At 64.8% G+C, this 13,490-nt stretch carries 11 protein-coding genes; 7 read left to right on the top strand and 4 right to left on the bottom strand.

Annotated elements, in window-relative coordinates; all coding sequences use genetic code 11:
• Together MOV75_RS10460 and MOV75_RS10455 are read right to left on the bottom strand one after the other, a co-directional pair.
• A partial coding sequence (locus MOV75_RS10460; RefSeq protein ID WP_247005614.1) for an acetyl/propionyl/methylcrotonyl-CoA carboxylase subunit alpha occupies positions 1 to 1,469 on the bottom strand: 1,469 nt, incomplete at its 3' end.
• A 168-nt stretch (positions 1,470 to 1,637) separates the two neighbouring features.
• Entirely contained in the window at positions 1,638 to 2,741 is a 1,104-nt protein-coding gene (locus tag MOV75_RS10455) for a putative zinc-binding metallopeptidase (RefSeq protein ID WP_246924750.1), read from the bottom strand.
• A gap of 221 nt (positions 2,742 to 2,962) precedes the next feature.
• On the opposite strand from MOV75_RS10455, the gene MOV75_RS10450 reads away from it, so the two are divergent.
• From MOV75_RS10450 to MOV75_RS10435, 4 genes are all read left to right on the top strand, one after another.
• Positions 2,963 to 5,440, top strand: coding sequence for a PAS domain-containing sensor histidine kinase (locus tag MOV75_RS10450; RefSeq protein WP_246924752.1), 2,478 nt, complete (start codon positions 2,963 to 2,965; stop codon positions 5,438 to 5,440).
• Between the two features lie 212 nt (positions 5,441 to 5,652).
• Positions 5,653 to 6,924 carry an MFS transporter gene (locus MOV75_RS10445; protein WP_246924754.1) on the top strand — a complete coding sequence of 424 codons (1,272 nt, stop codon included), beginning with the start codon at positions 5,653 to 5,655 and terminating at the stop codon, positions 6,922 to 6,924.
• Positions 6,925 to 6,950: 26 nt separating this feature from the next.
• Entirely contained in the window at positions 6,951 to 8,201 is a 1,251-nt protein-coding gene (locus MOV75_RS10440) for an arsenic transporter (protein ID WP_246924756.1), read from the top strand.
• A 97-nt stretch (positions 8,202 to 8,298) separates the two neighbouring features.
• Positions 8,299 to 8,535, top strand: a complete 237-nt coding sequence (locus tag MOV75_RS10435; RefSeq protein ID WP_246924759.1) for a hypothetical protein — start codon at positions 8,299 to 8,301, stop codon at positions 8,533 to 8,535.
• A 52-nt stretch (positions 8,536 to 8,587) separates the two neighbouring features.
• On the opposite strand, the gene MOV75_RS10430 is transcribed toward MOV75_RS10435, so the two are convergent.
• Both MOV75_RS10430 and MOV75_RS10425 read right to left on the bottom strand, forming a co-directional pair.
• Positions 8,588 to 9,952: an MFS transporter gene (locus MOV75_RS10430; protein ID WP_246924762.1), complete on the bottom strand. Its 1,365-nt coding sequence runs from the start codon at positions 9,950 to 9,952 to the stop codon at positions 8,588 to 8,590.
• A gap of 115 nt (positions 9,953 to 10,067) precedes the next feature.
• The gene (locus MOV75_RS10425; protein ID WP_246924765.1) at positions 10,068 to 10,835 is read right to left on the bottom strand and encodes a GntR family transcriptional regulator; all 768 of its coding nucleotides are present in this window, start codon (positions 10,833 to 10,835) and stop codon (positions 10,068 to 10,070) included.
• A gap of 181 nt (positions 10,836 to 11,016) precedes the next feature.
• Here MOV75_RS10425 and MOV75_RS10420 point away from each other — a divergent pair, with 181 nt between their 5' ends.
• From MOV75_RS10420 to MOV75_RS10410, 3 genes are all read left to right on the top strand, one after another.
• Entirely contained in the window at positions 11,017 to 12,216 is a 1,200-nt protein-coding gene (locus MOV75_RS10420) for a mandelate racemase/muconate lactonizing enzyme family protein (RefSeq protein WP_246924769.1), read from the top strand.
• 11 nt (positions 12,217 to 12,227) lie between these two features.
• Positions 12,228 to 12,995: an SDR family oxidoreductase gene (locus tag MOV75_RS10415; RefSeq protein WP_246924772.1), complete on the top strand. Its 768-nt coding sequence runs from the start codon at positions 12,228 to 12,230 to the stop codon at positions 12,993 to 12,995.
• 23 nt (positions 12,996 to 13,018) lie between these two features.
• Positions 13,019 to 13,490 (top strand): alcohol dehydrogenase catalytic domain-containing protein (locus tag MOV75_RS10410; RefSeq protein WP_247005609.1); only part of this gene is annotated, 472 nt, incomplete at its 3' end.

The following is a 13,490-nucleotide window of genomic DNA, read 5'->3' as shown; positions in this document are numbered from 1 at the left end:
CCCAACTGGCCCGAGATCTGCCGCTTGCGCTCCCCGAGCACGTGATCGATGGCGGCGCCAACCGCGGCGATCCGCCGCGCGACCTCGCCTTCGGGCACGCGCACCGCAAAGCCTTTGGGGAATTCCTCGGCGATGAATCCGGTGGAGAGCCGGCCCTCACGCCAGCGCGGATGATGCATCAGCGCCGACAGGAACGGGATGTTGTGCCTGATACCGTCGACATAAAACGAATCCAGCGCAGTAGCCTGCGCCTCGATCGCAGCCGCGCGCGAGGGCGCATGCGTGACCAGCTTGGCGATCATCGGATCGTAATGGATCGAGATCTCGCCGCCCTCCTGCACGCCGGTGTCGTTGCGGATGGTGATACCGTCCTGGCTGGCTTCCGCCGGCGGACGATATTTTACCAGACGCCCGATCGACGGCAGAAAGTTGCGGAACGGATCCTCGGCATAGAGGCGCGACTCCACCGCCCAACCCGTCAGCGTGACGTCCTTCTGCGCCAGCGCGAGCTTCTCGCCGGCGGCAACGCGGATCATCTGCTCCACGAGGTCGATGCCGGTGACGAGCTCGGTGACGGGATGCTCTACCTGGAGGCGCGTGTTCATCTCCAGGAAGTAGAAGCTCTTGTCTTGCCCTGCGACGAACTCGACGGTGCCGGCGGAGTCGTAATTCACGGCTTTCGCCAGCGCGACCGCCTGCTCGCCCATCTTGCGACGGGTGGCCTCGTCGAGTAACGGCGAAGGCGCCTCCTCGATGACCTTCTGGTTGCGGCGCTGGATCGAGCATTCGCGTTCGCCGAGATAGATCACGTTGCCGTGCTTGTCGCCCAGCACCTGAATCTCGATGTGGCGGGGATCGACGATGAACTTCTCGACGAAGACGCGGTCGTCGCCGAACGAGGCCTTGGCCTCGGCCTTGGCGAGGTTGAAACCTTCCGCGACCTCGGCCGTCGAATGCGCGATGCGCATGCCCTTGCCGCCGCCGCCGGCGGAAGCCTTGATCATCACGGGATAACCGATCTCGTCGGCGATCTTGACCGCGTGCCTGTCATCCTCGATGACGCCGAGATAGCCGGGCACGGTCGAGACCTTGGCCTTGGCGGCCGCCTTCTTCGACTCGATCTTGTCGCCCATGGCTGCAATCGCGCCCGGGTTCGGGCCGATGAAGACGATGCCGGCCGCTTCCAGCGCGCGCGGAAATGCCTCGCGCTCGGATAGGAAGCCGTAGCCGGGATGCACGGCCTCAGCGCCCGTCTTGCGGCAGGCCTCCACGATCTTCTCGATCACCAGATAGCTCTCGGCTGCCGCGGGCGGGCCTATCAACACGGCCTCGTCGGCCATCTCGACATGGAGGGCGTCGCGATCTGCCTCGGAATAGACCGCAACCGTCTGAATTCCCATGCGGCGAGCGGTCTTGATGACCCGGCAGGCGATTTCGCCGCGATTGGCGATCAGGATGCGTTTGAACATGCTTTTTTTGAGTCTCGACCTTGGGCGGGACCCTTCCCCTGGCCGTTGGGGCCTATGGGGGACGGGCCGTGTGGCTCCCGTCGTACATCAAAATGGGCCGGAGGCAACGGTCTAAATCCGGCCCGCTCTGGCGTACCAGCGCAAGACCGAAACGGGCTCGGCAAGCCCTTAGGGACGTCCTGCGGCGTCCCGGGCCTTCCTGGCCTTGGCCACGTCCCGCAACAGAGCGTGAATGAAGTCCAGTTTGGCGACCACCGCCTGCGACAGGATGAACGGATAGAGGTCGCGCATGCCCATGGCGCGGTTGACGCTGTTCATGGCGAAGGTGAAGGGCAGCCATGCGTCGACCAGCGTCTGGACGCCCGGTGCCTCGTAGGGGTTGAACCGGAGCCGCGTCGACAACTCTCCGTCACGATCGACCCGCGGCCGCACCTCCATACCGAACTCGGAGGCCATCTCCAGGGTATCGACGATGTGGAGGTAGTGCGCCCAGGTCTCGGCGAAATCCTCCCAAGGGTGCGTCGTGGCGTAGGCCGAGACATAGCTCTGCTGCCAGTCCGGCGGCGCGCCTTCGGCATAATGGCGCTGCAAGGCCTGGCCGTAATCGGCCGAATCGTCGCCGAAGACGGCGCGGCATGCGTCGAGCTTGCCACCCTCGCGGACCAGCACATCCCAGAAATAGTGCCCGACCTCGTGGCGGAAATGCCCGAGCAGCGTCCGATAGGGCTCGCCCATCTCCAGCCTGCGCCGCTCGCGCTCGATGCCGTCGGTTTCGGTGAGCGCGATCGTGATCAGGCCATTGTCGTGGCCGGTCATGATCCTCTGTCCGCTGTTCGGATCGTCGGCGAGGAAGTTGAAGATCAGGCCGTGCTCGGGATTGTCCTGCCGGTTCTGGAGCGGCAGCTTCCAGCGGATCAGGGAATAGAACAGCCGGTGTTTCGCCACCTCCAGCTCGCGCCAGCCGGCGAGCTGAGCCGGATCGGAGAGATCAGGCACCATGCCGTTGTGACGGCAGGCGCGACAATATCCGTTGGTATCGCCCGGATCCGTCAGCCAGTTGCAGGCATCGTACTCGGCATTGCGGCAGAGCATCCGTCCCCTGCCCTTGTCGGCCAGCGTCGTCCAAGACGCCGCCTGAGCCTCGCCGTCCGGCTCGAGCGCCGACATCGTCTCCTTCTCCGGGAGGAAGGCGACGCGGTGACCGCAACGTCCGCAGGCGCGGTTCTCGAAATAGAGGACGTTGCCGCAGGACTGGCAGACAAAGAGCTTCAAGATTTAGCCTCTTCGAAAACGGAGTTTTATGAATGAGCGTTGTGGCGCCTCGCGAAGACGCGTCCGCAGACACATCGTTCCAATCTTCGGAACAAATAGCCAGCCCCACCGTTAGCCGACCGGACTTTTCCGCGTTCAGGCTGGCCGCGGGCCTTTCCGACAATCTGCCCCCTCTAAGCAATGGCCATCACGCTCCGTCTGTGTGAATATCGGTCCGGCACGTGCGCAACCGCATGACAACGGCCGATGCCTTGAACGATCCCTTGCCCGAAACCATCGCCGCCGAAAGGCTGCGCCAGCACCTCGAAGACGTCGCGCGTGAGCGCGACAACGCCTATCGCGCGCTCCAGGAGCGCGAGGCCGAGCTCGCACGCGTCCAGCGCATCGGCAAGGTCGGCGGCGTCGAGGTCGACTTTCGCGAAGGCTTCAAGAACCGCCGCTCGCCCGAATATCTGATGATTCATGGCCTGCCGCTCGAGGCCGCCGACGAGTCACATGAGGATTGGGTCAATCGCCTCCATCCTGAGGATCGGGAAGCGACGGTCCAGCATTTCTTCGAGGCTCTCGCCGGCACGAGCGAAGATTACACCGCCGAATACCGCATCATCCGTCCCAATGACGGCGAGACCCGCTGGATCCGAGTCGTCGCCCAGATCGAGCGCGACAAGGACGGCCGCGCCATCCGCCTCGTCGGCGCCCATATCGACATCACCGGCCAGATGCTGGCGCGCGAGACCCTGCGCGAGAGCGAGGAGCGCTTCCGGCTGATCGCCGACAGCGCGCCGGTGCCGATCTGGGTGACCAAGCTCGATCGCAAACGGTCCTTCGCCAACCAGGCCTATGTCGACTTCGTCGGCCTGCCCTATGATCAGGCCATCGACTTCGACTGGCGCAAGGTGCTGCATCCGGACGACCTGCCGCACGTGCTCCAGCAATCCGTCCAGGGCGAAGCGTCACTCAAACCCTTCGTGCTGGAAGCGCGTTACAAGAACGCCAGCGGCGAATGGCGCTGGCTGCGCTCGGAATCGCAGCCACGCTGGGACCCGACCGGCAAGCATATCGGCTTCATCGGCGTTGCCCACGACATCACCGTCGCCAAGCAGGCCGAGATCGAGCTCAGGCGGCTCAACGAGACGCTGGAAGAACGCATCGCCGAACGCACCGCCGAGCTCGAATTCAACGAGGCGCGGCTGCGCGCGATCCTGGAAACCAGCAACCAGTATCAAGGCTTGGTCAATCTCAAGGGCGAGCTGCTCTACGCCAACAGAACCGCACTCGACGGCATCAAGGCGAGCTCTGCAGATGTGATCGGAAAGCCGTTGTGGGAGACGCCCTGGTTCAGCGCGACGGAGGGCATGAGCGCGCAGGTGCAGGACGCCTTCCACACCGTGCTCAGGGGCGAAGCTGTGCGGCTTGAGATGCGGCTGCGCCTTCCCGTCGGCGAGCGCGATTTCGACTTCGGCATGCGCCCCGTGCTCGACCGCCACGGCAACATCACCGGCGCCGTGCCCGAGGCCGTCGACATCACCGAGCGCCGCCGCGGCGAGGAAGCATTGCGGCAGTCGCAGAAGATGGAGGCGATCGGCCAGCTCACCGGGGGCGTCGCGCACGATTTCAACAATCTCCTCACCATCATCCGCTCGGCCACCGACTTCCTGCGCCGGCGCGAGCTGCCGGAAGAGCGCCGCCGCCGCTATGTCGACGCCATCTCCGAGACGGTCGAGCGCGCCTCCAAGCTGACCGCACAGCTTCTGGCGTTCGCGCGCCGGCAGCCGCTGAAACCCCAGATCTTCAACGTCGGCAGCCAGGTCGAGGGCGTCGCGCAACTGATCCGGCCGCTGGTCGGCGGCCGCATCGAGATCGTCGTCGAGATCGACGACGCCGATTGTTTCACCGTGGCCGACATCGCCCAGTTCGAGGCCGCGCTGATCAACCTCGCCATCAACGCACGCGACGCCATGGACGGCGAAGGCCGCCTTACCATCGCCGTGCGCAAGGTCTCTGGCATTCCGAGCCTGCGCGCGCAATGGGCGCGCGGCGGCGAATATGTCGCGATCTCGGTCACGGATACCGGCAGCGGCATCGCGCCGGATCATCTCGATTCGATCTTCGAGCCGTTCTTCACCACCAAGGAGGTCGGCAAGGGCACCGGTCTCGGTCTCAGCCAGGCCTTCGGATTCGCAAAGCAGTCCGAGGGCGACATCGCGGTGACGAGCAAGCAAGGCAAAGGCGCGACCTTCACCATCTATCTGCCGCAGGCGCAGAGCCCCGCCGCCGAGAAGGAAGCCGCGGCGCTGACCCTCGAGGCTGCGACCACCGGGCGCGGCTATCGCGTGCTCGTGGTCGAGGACAATGACGATGTCGGCCAGTTCACGACCGAGCTTCTGGAAGATCTCGGCTATGTCGTCCGCCGCGTCGCCAACGCCAGCGCGGCGCTGGCGATCCTCGGCGAGAACGAATTCGCGGTCGACCTCGTCTTCTCCGACGTCATCATGCCCGGCATGAACGGCGTCGAGCTCGCCGGCATCATCCGCGAGCGCTATCCGGGCCTGCCCGTGGTGCTCACCTCCGGCTACAGCAACGTGCTCGCCGAAAACGCCCATCGCGGGTTCGAGCTGATCCAGAAACCGTATTCGGTGGAATCGCTCTCGCGCATCCTGCGCAAGGCGATCACGGCGAAGCTGTCGCTGCCGCGGTGAGTGTTATGGGCGCAGGAAGCTGCCGCAAACTCCGTCATTGCGAGCGAAGGGAAGCAATCCAGAATCTTTCCGCACAAGCAGTCTGGATTGCTTCGTCGCTCCGGTCCTCGCAATGACGGCGCAATTGCCGCTGATGTGAAGTCTCAAGGGGGAACAAAGTGCCTTGAAATCGGTTCTTGCGGCGGTGCTTTCCAGCCTCGATCGAGAACCTGATGTCGAGCCAAGATCCCGATCAGAGGCGAGCCGGCCGCGCGCTGGACGCGGCCAATTTCTTCCTTGCCGACGTCCGTGACGGCCTCGGGCCCTATCTCGCGGTCTATCTTCTCACCGAGCAGCACTGGGATGAGGCGCGCATCGGCCTCGTGATGTCGGTCGCGACCATCGCCGGAATCGTGGCGCAGACGCCGGCCGGCGCCCTGGTCGATGCGACCCGGGCGAAGCGGCTCGTGATGGTGATTGCTGCGATCATGGTGACGCTGGCATCGCTGTCGCTGCCGTTGTTTCCGAGCTTCCTCCCCGTCGCGATCTCGCAAGGAATCGCGCAGGCCGCTGCCGTGATGTTTCCGCCCGCGATCGCAGCCGTCTCGCTCGGCATCTTCGGCCATGCCGCCTTCACCCGGCGGATCGGCCGCAATGAGACCTTCAACCACGCCGGCAATGCGGTCGCGGCCGCGCTGGCGGGTGTCTCCGCCTATTGGTTTGGCCCGACTGTCGTCTTCTTTCTCCTCGGCGCGATGGCGATCGCGAGCCTCCTCAGTATCCTCGCGATCCCTGCCCGCGCCATCGATCACGACCTGGCCCGCGGGCTGCATGATGCAGACGCCGATGCGCGGCGGGACACGCCGTCGGGCATCACCGTGCTTCTGACCTGCCGCCCCCTGCTCGTCTTTGCAATCTGCGTGCTGCTCTTCCATCTGTCCAACGCGGCAATGCTGCCGCTGGTCGGGCAAAAGCTGGCGCTTCAGGACAAGAACATGGGCACCAGCCTGATGTCGGCCTGCATCGTCGCCGCCCAGATCGTCATGGTGCCGTTCGCGATGCTGGTCGGTGCGAAGGCCGACCGCTGGGGCCACAAGCGCTTCTTTCTCGCCGCGCTGCTGATCCTGCCTGTTCGCGCCGCCCTCTACACGCTCTCGGACAATCCGTTCTGGCTGGTCGGCGTGCAGTTGCTGGACGGTGTCGGCGCGGGCATATTCGGCGCAATCTTCCCGGTGATCGTCGCCGACCTCATGCGCAACACTGGCCGCTTCAACGTCGCGCAAGGCGCCGTCATCACCGCCCAGAGCATCGGTGCCGCGCTGTCGACGACTCTAGGGGGCTTCGTGGTGATCGGTGCGGGTTACAGCGCCGCGTTCATCAGCCTCGGCGCCGTCGCTGCGATCGGTGCCGTCATTTGCATTCGCGCGCTGCCCGAGACACGACATGGCGCCTCTCGCCCACAGGGGAAGACAGCGGCGTCGGCATCGGCTATCGCTGCCGAATGAACCCAACCCGTTTCGAGAACTGAACCGTGCCGTCTGACGCCATCTGGGCCTGGAGCATCGTCGTCGTCGCGACCGCTTGCGTCATCATCCGTCCGTTTCGCCTGCCGGAGGCGGTCTGGGCGGTGATCGGTGCGGGCGCCCTGGTGCTATCAGGCTTGCTGCCATGGCGGGACGCGCTCACCGGCATCGAAAAAGGCCTCGACGTCTACCTCTTCCTGATCGGCATGATGCTGATCGCCGAGCTGGCGCGGCTCGAGGGCCTTTTCGACTATCTCGCCGCGCTCGCGGTGGAATATGCTGACGGCTCGCCGCAACGGCTGTTCCTGCTGATCTATCTCGTCGGCACGTTCGTCACCGTGCTGCTCTCCAATGATGCCACCGCGATCGTGCTGACGCCGGCCGTCTATGCCGCGACGCGCGCGGCCGGCGCAAAACCGCTGCCTTATCTGTTCGTCTGCGCCTTCATCGCCAATACCGCAAGCTTCGTGCTGCCGATCTCCAACCCCGCCAATCTCGTCGTGTTCGGCGCCCGCATGCCCGAACTCACCGAATGGCTGCGCCTGTTCGCCCTGCCCTCGGCCGCCTCCATCCTGCTGACCTACATCGTGCTGCGCCTGACCCAGCACCGCGCGCTGAAGGAGGAGACGATTGCGCGTAGCGTGCCGCATCCCAAGCTCGGCCGCGGCGGCAAGCTGACGGCCATCGGCATCGTCGCGATCGGCGTCGTGCTGGTCACGGCGTCGGCGCTGGACAAGCAACTGGGCCTGCCGACCTTCATCTGCGGCGGCGTGACGGCCGCGATCGTGCTGCTGCTCAGCCGGCAATCGCCATTGCCGGTGCTGCGCGGCGTGTCCTGGAGCGTGCTGCCGCTGGTCGGCGGGCTCTTTGTCATGGTGGAAGCACTGATCAAGACCGGCGTGATCGCGCAGCTCAGCGCGCTGCTGCATCAGGCGGTGACGCAATCGGTCCCGCAGGCGGCCTGGAGCGTCGGCATCGCCACCGCCATCGCCACGAATATCGCCAACAACCTTCCCGTCGGCCTCGTCGCCGGCTCGGTCGCCGCCAGCGATCATCTGCCCGCCCCGGTCGTCAGCGCCATCCTGATTGGCGTCGACCTTGGCCCCAATCTGTCGGTGACCGGATCGCTTGCCACCATCCTCTGGCTGGTCGCACTCCGGCGGGAGAAGATCGAGGTCGGTGCCTGGCCGTTCCTCAAGCTCGGCCTGCTGGTGACCCCGCCGGCCCTGATCGCGGCGCTGGCGGCAGCGATCCGATAAACGCACGCTCTTTGCGGCGCATCAATGTCGCCGCCGGAGCCGGAGCTATACTTCAACTTGTCGCGCGGCCTCATGGGGCGCGGCAAGGAGATCCATCATGCAGATTCAGTCAAAGGCATTGCCGCAGAGCTTTTCCCTGCGCCGTTCGTTTCAGAGCTTCACCGCGCCGCGCCAGAGCCGGGCGGAAACATCCCACCCATTGCTCCTGGTCACGGCGGTGGCGCTGCTGACCCTGTTCGCGATCGTGGAGATCGATCTGCACAGCGCCCAACTCCAGGCGATTGGCCTGCTCGGCCATGGCGTCGGGATTGATCCCGTCTTCCTGAGCCCGTAGCCCCGTCGGGATCCGATCGCGGCGATGACGCCGCGACCGGACCCGCGCTTCGTCAGTCGTTCTCGTAGCCGTAGACTTCCGGCAGGATGAAGATCGCGGCGAGCAATCCGATCAGCGGGAAAATCGCGACCATCAGCGTGGCATTCGCCTGCCCGATCGCGGCGAAGACCGTCGGGAACAGGAAGATCGCCAGGAACGACGGCAGCTTCACGAACATGTAGGCGAAGCCGCTGGCGGTGCCGCGATATTTCGGCTTGGCGACCATGGTCGGGATCGTCATGCAGTTCGACGCGTCCCAATAATGGCCCCACAGCATCGCGGCGGCCGCGAACGGCAGCAGGATCTTGTTGTCGGTGTAGAGCGCGAAGGCCGCGACCAGCAGCGCGGCCAGCACGATCGAGAAGCCCGCGATCGAGATGCCGCGGTGGCCGATCTTCGGCGTCAGGAGCGGGCCGACCCAGCCCGACAGGGCCGCGAAGGAGAACAGCGCCATCGTCACCAGATTGATGCCGAGCACGCTCGACACGCCGACCATCACGAACAGGACCGGCAGATAGAACGCGAAGGTCGAGAATTCGCTGGCTTGCGCGAAGCAGGCGATCCAGCCGTACACCGTGGCGCGCCAGCGGATCGGATCCTTCCTGAGGTCGGCGAGGAAGGCGCGGGTCGAGACCTTCGGCACTTCCACGTCATGGTCCGGCAGCATCGCGAGATCGTCGTTGAACATCTCGCGCGCGACCTGCTTGGCCTCGCGGTAGCGCCCCTTCTGCACCAGCCAAACCGCCGTCTCAGGCACGTCGTGGCGCATGATCAGAATGATCAACGCCGGCAGCGCGCCTAGACCGAGCGTCACGCGCCAGAGCATCTCGTGCTGCATGTCGATCAGCAGGAAGATCACGATGACGCCGATGGTGAGGACTTCGCCGACGGCGAACATGAACTGCCAGCGGTTGCCCATGACCTCGCGCTCGCCCTTGGCCATGGATTCCATGATATAGGTGTAGCCGGTCGAGATGTCCGAGCCGAGCGGAATGCCGAGCAGGAAGCGGATCACGATGAGCCAGGTGACATCGGGCACGAAGGCCTGCGCCAGCGCCAGCACGATGAACATCACCATCGTCACCAGGAACATGACGCGGCGGCCGATCTTGTCCGACAGCCAGCCACCGAGCAATGCGCCGATCATCGCGCCGCCTTGCGTACCCGCGGCGGCAAGGCCGAGCATCAGCGGATCGGGATTATACTGCTCCTTGATGAAGATCAGCACGAAGGCGATCGAATAGAGGTCCCAGGCTTCGACCAGGATCGAGGCCATCATCAGCCAGCCGACCTTGTTGCCCTTGGGGCTGTAATTCGTGATGAGGTAGCGGACCGCGGATTCGCTCGCGGTCGGTTGTGGCATCGCCATCGTTGACATGTCTGGTCCTCTCTTCAAAACTTTCAAAGCCGGAAAAGTGCGCAGCGGTTTTCCGAAAAGATCATGCTCAAACAAGCTAAAGCACGATGACGGTTCATCCTGATCCCATCGCGCTTTACGCGCCGAGCAGCGGCTCGATGCTGCAATCGAGCAGGCGCGGGTCGATTCCCACCTCCATGCCCGTGAACATCTCGCCCATGTAGTCGATCAGTGCATCGCTCGCCTTCACGCCGTCATCGACGCGGCGGTTGGCAACTGCGTTGAGAATGGCGAGATGGCGATCGATCGTGCCAGACAGATCGGCCTGCCCCGGCATGAAGCGGTGGTGGATGTAGCCGATGCGCCGGTACAGCGTGTGCAGCGGCCGCAGCGTGTGCACCAGGAACGGCTCGCCGGCCGCCTCCAGCACCAGCGCGTCGATGCGGCGATCGATGCTGTTGAATTCGTCGAGCGTCAGGCTGGCGCGGCGCTCGCGCAGGAGGCGCTCGATGTGCAGTGCCTGATTGCGATGCGAGAGGCTGGCGCGATCGGCCGCGAGGCGGATCACGAAGCGCTCCATGTCGCGGCGCAAGGCCAGCAGCATGCGCTCGCGCGCCAGATCGATCGGCGCGATGTGCAGACCGTGGCGCGGACGGATGATGATGAGCGTATCGGCGGAGAGACGATTGACGGCGTGGTGCACCGGCGTACGGCCGAAGCCGGTCATCTCCTGCAATTCCAGCATGGTCATGAACTGACCGGGCTTGAGCTCGCAATGGACCAGGAGCTCCTCGATCTTCTGATAGGCCAGCTCGAAGAAGTTGAGGCGGTTGCGCCGGGAGGGCCTGCCCTCGCCGTCGTCGTCGCTTCTCACCACCTCGAGCGTGCGCTTGCGCCGTGCCATGTCGTCCTCCCGTCAGCCCCGCGTTCTCGCCTCGCCGGGCGACGCCTTGTTTGTGATATCCTTAAAACATGTTGTGATATATTACAAGCGGGCGTAAAACGGCCTCAGGTCCCGCCGGCAATGGCGGCGCAGAAATGACAAACAAAGCGGGCGCTATGGACCCGACGGGAGGATTGCTGCCGTGAAGATCACGTCGATCGAAACCCTTCGCACCGAGGAGTTCTCCAACGTCATCTGGGTGCGCGTCCATACCGACACTGGTGTGATCGGGCTCGGTGAGACCTTCTATGGCGCGGGCGCGGTCGAAGCGCAGATCCACGACACCTTTGCCGGCCGCCTGCTCGGCCGCAATCCCCTGCACATCGAGGCCATCCACCGCGACATGCTGAACCTGCCGATGGCGCAGTCATCCACCGGCGTGGAATATCGCGCGGCCTCCGCGATCGACATCGCGCTGTGGGACCTGTTCGGCAAGGTCTGCGGCCAGCCGGTGCACCAGATGCTCGGCGGCCTCTGCCGCGACAAGCAGCGCATCTACAACACTTGCGCCGGCACGCAATATGTCCGCTCGACCAATATCAGCCCGGTCGCGAACTGGAATCTCGGCGCCTCCAAAGGACCCTACGAGGATCTCGACGGCTTCATGCACCGCGCCGACGCGCTGGCCGAGAGCCTTCTGGAAAGCGGCATCTCCGCGATGAAGATCTGGCCGTTCGATCCGGCGGCCCAGGAGAACAAGGGCCTCTACATCACCGCAGCCCAGATGAAGCAGGCGATCGAGCCGTTCGAGAAGATCCGCAAAGCGGTCGGCGACAAGATGGAGATCATGGTCGAGCTCCATTCGCTGTGGAATCTGCCCACCGCCAAGCAGATCGCGCGCGCGCTCGAGCCCTACAAACCGACCTGGTACGAGGACCCGATCCGGATGAACTCGCCGCAGGCGCTCGCCGAATATGCGCGCTCGACCGACGTCTGGGTCTGCGCCAGCGAGACGCTGGGCTCGCGCTTCCCCTACAAGGACATGCTCGACCGCGACGCCATGCACGTGGTGATGGCCGACCTGTGCTGGACTGGCGGCCTCACGGAAGGGCGCAAGATCGCGGCGATGGCTGAGACCTATCACCGGCCCTTCGCGCCGCACGATTGCATCGGCCCGATCGGGTTCATCGCGGCCATCCACATGTCGTTCAGCCAGCCCAACACGCTGATCCAGGAATCGGTGCGCGCGTTCTACAAAGGCTGGTACAACGAGCTCGTCACCACGATGCCCGTGATCAAGGACGGTTTTGTCTATCCGATGGAAGGACCCGGCCTTGGCGTCGACCTCCTGCCCGCTGTCTTCGACCGCACCGATCTGAGCGTACGCCGCTCCAACTCTTAAGGATTCTTGCGATGAGCACGTCCCTCTTCGATCTCTCCGGCCGCACCGCGCTCGTGACCGGCTCCTCCCGCGGTCTCGGCCGCGCCATCGCCGAGGGCATGGCCAAGGCCGGCGCGAAGATCATCGTCAACGGCGTCGACCCCAAGCGAGTCGAGCAGGCTGTCGCAGAGTTTCGGGCCGCCGGCCACCAGGCCGAGGGCGCCGCCTTCAACGTCACCGACGAGCCCGCCATCGTCGCCGCCTTCAATGATTTCGACAAAAAGGGCATTGCCGTCGACATCGTCGTCAACAATGCCGGCATCCAGCATCGCAAGCCGCTGGTGGAGTTCACCACCGACGAGTGGCGCAAGGTGATCGAGACCAACCTCACCAGCGCCTTCGTGATCGGCCGCGAGGCGGCCAAGCGCATGATCCCGCGCAAGCACGGCAAGATCATCAATATCGGCTCGCTCGGCAGCGAGCTCGCCCGCCCCACCATCGCGCCCTACACGGCGGCCAAGGGCGGCATCAAGAACCTGACCCGCTCGATGGCGGTGGAATGGGCCCAGCACGGCATCCAGGCCAATGCGATCGGCCCCGGCTACATGCTGACCGACATGAACGAGGCGCTGGTCAACAACACCGATTTCAACAATTGGCTGATGGGCCGTATCCCGTCCAAGCGCTGGGGCAGGCCGGACGAGCTGGTGGGCGCCGCGATCTTCCTCGCCTCGGACGCTTCCACTTACGTCAACGGCCAGATCATCTATGTCGATGGCGGCATGATCGCCGCGATGTGATCGCGAACAAGGGAACAGCAGCCATGCGCGCCGTCGTCATCCACGCCCCGAAAGACCTGCGGATCGACCTCTATCCCGATCCGGCACCCGGCCCGGGCGAGGTCCGCGTCAAGATCGCCAACGGCGGCATCTGCGGCTCCGACCTGCACTACTATCATCACGGCGGTTTCGGCGTCGTGCGCATCCAGCAGCCGATGGCGCTGGGGCACGAGATCGCCGGCGTTGTCGCCGCCGTCGGTGACGGCGTCACCAACGTGACGACAGGCACGCGCGTTGCGGTCAATCCGAGCAAGCCGTGCGGGGCGTGCCTGCACTGCCAGGAGGGCATGCGCAACCAGTGCCTCGACATGCGCTTCCTCGGTAGCGCGATGCGCTTTCCCCACGTGCAAGGTGGTTTCCGCGAGTTCATCACGGTCGACGCCACGCAGGCCGTGCCGATCGCGGACAAGCTCTCGCTGGCGGAAGCCGCGGTCGCCGAGCCGCTGGCGGTGTGCC

Origin of the sequence: Bradyrhizobium sp. PRIMUS42, from assembly GCF_023006515.1 — a bacterium.
Taxonomy (GTDB): Bacteria; Pseudomonadota; Alphaproteobacteria; order Rhizobiales; family Xanthobacteraceae; genus Bradyrhizobium.
The sequence above is the reverse complement of the archived record's forward strand: the minus strand, read 5'-3'. Positions and strand labels throughout refer to the sequence as shown.

Excerpts from the sequence above, each read along its gene's own strand:
- MOV75_RS10445 (WP_246924754.1), top strand. The coding sequence starts at position 5,653 with ATGTCGAGCCAAGATCCCGATCAGAGGCGAGCCGGCCGCGCGCTGGAC.
- MOV75_RS10435 (WP_246924759.1), top strand. The coding sequence starts at position 8,299 with ATGCAGATTCAGTCAAAGGCATTGCCGCAGAGCTTTTCCCTGCGCCGT.
- MOV75_RS10430 (WP_246924762.1), bottom strand. The coding sequence starts at position 9,952 with ATGTCAACGATGGCGATGCCACAACCGACCGCGAGCGAATCCGCGGTC.
- MOV75_RS10425 (WP_246924765.1), bottom strand. The coding sequence starts at position 10,835 with ATGGCACGGCGCAAGCGCACGCTCGAGGTGGTGAGAAGCGACGACGAC.
- MOV75_RS10415 (WP_246924772.1), top strand. The coding sequence starts at position 12,228 with ATGAGCACGTCCCTCTTCGATCTCTCCGGCCGCACCGCGCTCGTGACC.